We start from the raw sequence: 3196 nt of genomic DNA, 5'->3' as shown, positions 1-3196 counted from the left end.
TCTTTATCTCCTGCCTATGCGTATTTATGGCTTTGATCTGCGGCGCAAATCGCCTCCTTTTCTCGCCGCCTTCATACAGAATCGATCTTGTCGGTTTAATTTACCAAACCGACTTTAGCGCGCAGGAATTGTTTTTCGAATTTGACGCAGGATCGTCCTTTTCTTCATTTCATCCCAAGCACGCGCAGTATTTCAAGCGCAGAGAGTTTGAATTTAAACGGGCTTGCGGCAGGGCGAATTAAACGGATAAAATTTAGTCGGAGGATTTGTGCAGCGGCTTTTTAGCGGCCTCAAATTTTAAATTTTAGATTTGCTGCGCCGCGCCACCGTAAGGCGTAAATTTCGATCGCGGGCTGTTTTGATCGAGCGCAACTTCGGGTGATCACAATTTTAAGCGCGCATGATTTTAAAATTTGCGCCGCGCCGCTAGCTTTATTCTATCTTGTCGCGCCGGGTTCCGCTCTACCGCGCCTATCTTCTGCCGCATCTCGTCTTGCCCTGCTCTTCTTTCTGCCCCGCGCCCACTCTTTTTTAAAGAAAGGCGCGCGACCGAGAAAAAACCGCCCTACTTCGGATCAAAATTTTATTTTTCCTCAAAGCAGACTCGAACAAAGATAAAATTTTATAAAATCTACCATTTTAATTTCATATCTCAAAAACGTTTTGCGCCGCGCAAGGAACGACAAATTTTAAAATTGAAATTTTATACGTTAAGCTTAAAGCCTACAAAACTCCGATATTTAGGGCGATGCAGACCTGAATTTTTATCTTTTACTGCTATAATTCTCTCATAAATTTAAATCTTAAGATTAAAAAGTATTCTTAAGAATTTTATAAGACGGAGGAGATCTTGAATAGATTGATTTTGAAGATTTACGCGTTGCAAAATACCGCTACGCCGTGGTTTTGGCTCTTTGTGATAAGCGCAGGCTATCTTGCGGTATCGCATTTTTTCTTTCAGCGCTACATTTTTATGTCGCCTACGCAGACGAGCGCTCTCGTGCGTCTGGGCTTTGCCGTAGCGGGCGCGGGCGCGCTCATCGGCTTGCTGATGTCCTTTAGCTTCATAGCAAGGCTCGTTGCTTATGCGCTCGGATTTGCGGGCGCGATATGCGGCTATTTACAAAGCTCCGCGCCGCACCCCGTCGCAGATACCGCAAATTGCCTCGCAGCGCCCGCATTTCCTTTTGCGGCGCCGCTTGATAGCCTGCTGCCGGAGCTATTTCGCCCCGCAAGCTGCACGGGCACTCCGTCTTTTCCCGCAGGCACCGCGCTTAGCGATGTGCAGAGCTTTTTCGGCGGATTTTACGGCGAGGGGTTCTATCTGGTACCGAGCATTAAATTTGCAGACGCGGCGCAGTGCGCACAGGTAGCGTTTGCGGCATTCGCGGCGATTTTGGCCGTGATGTTTGCGGGCTTTTTATACGGAAGATTTACGAGAAGTTTTTAAAATTTTAAGAAAGGATAAGCATGAAGTTTTTAAATTCTATTGCGGCTGCGGCGGCTCTTGCGGCTGCGATCGCAAGCTGCGCTGGCGCCGAGGTTAAGGCGGGCGAGACGCTTTACGGCACGGTGCTAAAGCAGGTAAGCGTAAGCGGCGATTTGTCGCACAAGGACGGCAGGCTGCTGCCCACAAACGCCATAGAGGTGCTGGAGGTCAAGGACGGAGTGGTGAAATTTTCGCTCACCGGCTATCAAAATCCAAAGGCGCCCAACGTTATTTATTTCACGCCTAAAGCGCGCATAATCGCGGTGGCGTTTTCGAAGCAGGCTAAATTTCAAAGCGAGAGCTTGGGCGAAGAGGACGGCTTTAATAAGGTTAAAATAACCGCCTACACCGACGAGGGCGCGCTAAGCGGCGACGTGGATAAAATTTTCGCCGAAGCCAAAGAAAAATTCGAAACCTCGTGTAGCGTCTGTCACGCTCTGCACCAGCCAGCCGATTACGAAGCCAATAGATGGCCGGGCTACATCAAATCGATGCTTTCGCGCACGCCTATTAGCAAAGACGAGAGCTGGACGGTGGTGCAGTATCTGCAAAAGCACTCCAAGGACGTAAATTTAAAGGATATGAAATGAAAAGACGAAATTTTTTAAAGCTCGGCGCGGCGGTCTCGGCGCTTCCGCTCATCCCAAGCTCGATGCTCGCGGCGGATAAGCTTACCGCGCTTAAGAAAAACGGCGAAATTTTAACCGCGGCGCGATGGGGAATTCTAAAAGCGAGCGTCAAAAATGGCAAGATCGTAAAATCTGCGCCGTGGAAGATCACCTCTAAAATTCCAAATACGCTTCAAAATACGATGGCGGATCTCGTTTATAACACGCGCATCAAAGCGCCGATGGTGCGAAAATCATATCTCGCCGATCCCGATAATCCAAAACCCGAGCTTCGCGGACTTGACGAATGGGTCGAGGTAAAATATGAAGACGCGATCAAACTCGTCGCGCGCGAGCTTAAAAAGACGCGCGAGCAAAAGGGCGCGGACTCGGTGTTTGCCGGCAGCTACGGCTGGCAGAGCACGGGCAACGTGCATGTCTCAAGGACGCTGCTTCATAGATTTATGAACTTAACCGGCGGCTTTACGGGCGTCACGGGCGATTACTCTACGGGCGCGGCGCAGGTCATAATGCCGCACGTAACGGGCTCAAATCAGGTCTATGAGCAGCAAACCTCGTGGCCGGTGGTGCTTGAAAACTCCAAAGTAGTGGTCTTTTGGGGGCTCAATCCGATCTCTACGCTTCGCGTGGCGTGGACGAGCTCGGACGAGCAGGGATTTAAGTATTTCGAGCAGCTAAAAAACAGCGACAAAGAGATCATCATCATCGATCCGATCAAAACCGTAAGCGGCAAGTATTTCGAGGGTAAGGCGAAATGGATCACCCCTCGCCCGAACACCGACGTAGCGATGATGCTAGGCATGGCGCAGCACCTCTACTCGCAGGGCAAGTACGATAAGGAATTTTTGCAAAACTATACCGTGGGCTTTGAAAAATTCGTGCCGTACCTCACGGGGCAGAGCGACGGCGTGGCTAAGACGCCCGAGTGGGCTAGTGAAATTTGCGGCATTAGCGCGGACGTGATCAAAGAGCTTGCGATAAAATTTTACGAAAACCGCACGATGATAATGGCTGGCTGGGGTATCCAGCGCGCTCATCACGGCGAACAGGCGCACTGGATGATCGTAACTTTGTGCGC

4 protein-coding genes are annotated in these 3196 nt (G+C 50.2%); all 4 read left to right on the top strand.

Features of this window, described 5'->3' with window-relative positions; genetic code table 11:
• Positions 1-242 (top strand): hypothetical protein (locus Q0256_RS05950; RefSeq protein WP_297961087.1); only part of this gene is annotated, 242 nt, incomplete at its 5' end.
• 608 nt (positions 243-850) lie between these two features.
• Complete coding sequence (locus Q0256_RS05945) at positions 851-1450, top strand: disulfide bond formation protein B (protein ID WP_297961084.1); 600 nt, start codon at positions 851-853, stop codon at positions 1448-1450.
• Positions 1451-1470: 20 nt separating this feature from the next.
• Positions 1471-2079 (top strand): cytochrome C, encoded by a 609-nt coding sequence (locus tag Q0256_RS05940; protein ID WP_297961081.1) that lies wholly within the window; start codon positions 1471-1473, stop codon positions 2077-2079.
• On the top strand, positions 2076-3196 hold a 1121-nt coding region (locus tag Q0256_RS05935; RefSeq protein WP_297961078.1), incomplete at its 3' end, for a molybdopterin-dependent oxidoreductase. The genes Q0256_RS05940 and Q0256_RS05935, both read left to right, overlap by 4 nt.

This window comes from uncultured Campylobacter sp., from assembly GCF_937949835.1.
Taxonomy (GTDB): domain Bacteria; phylum Campylobacterota; class Campylobacteria; order Campylobacterales; family Campylobacteraceae; genus Campylobacter_B.
This window is presented reverse-complemented; position numbering and strand designations above follow the sequence as displayed.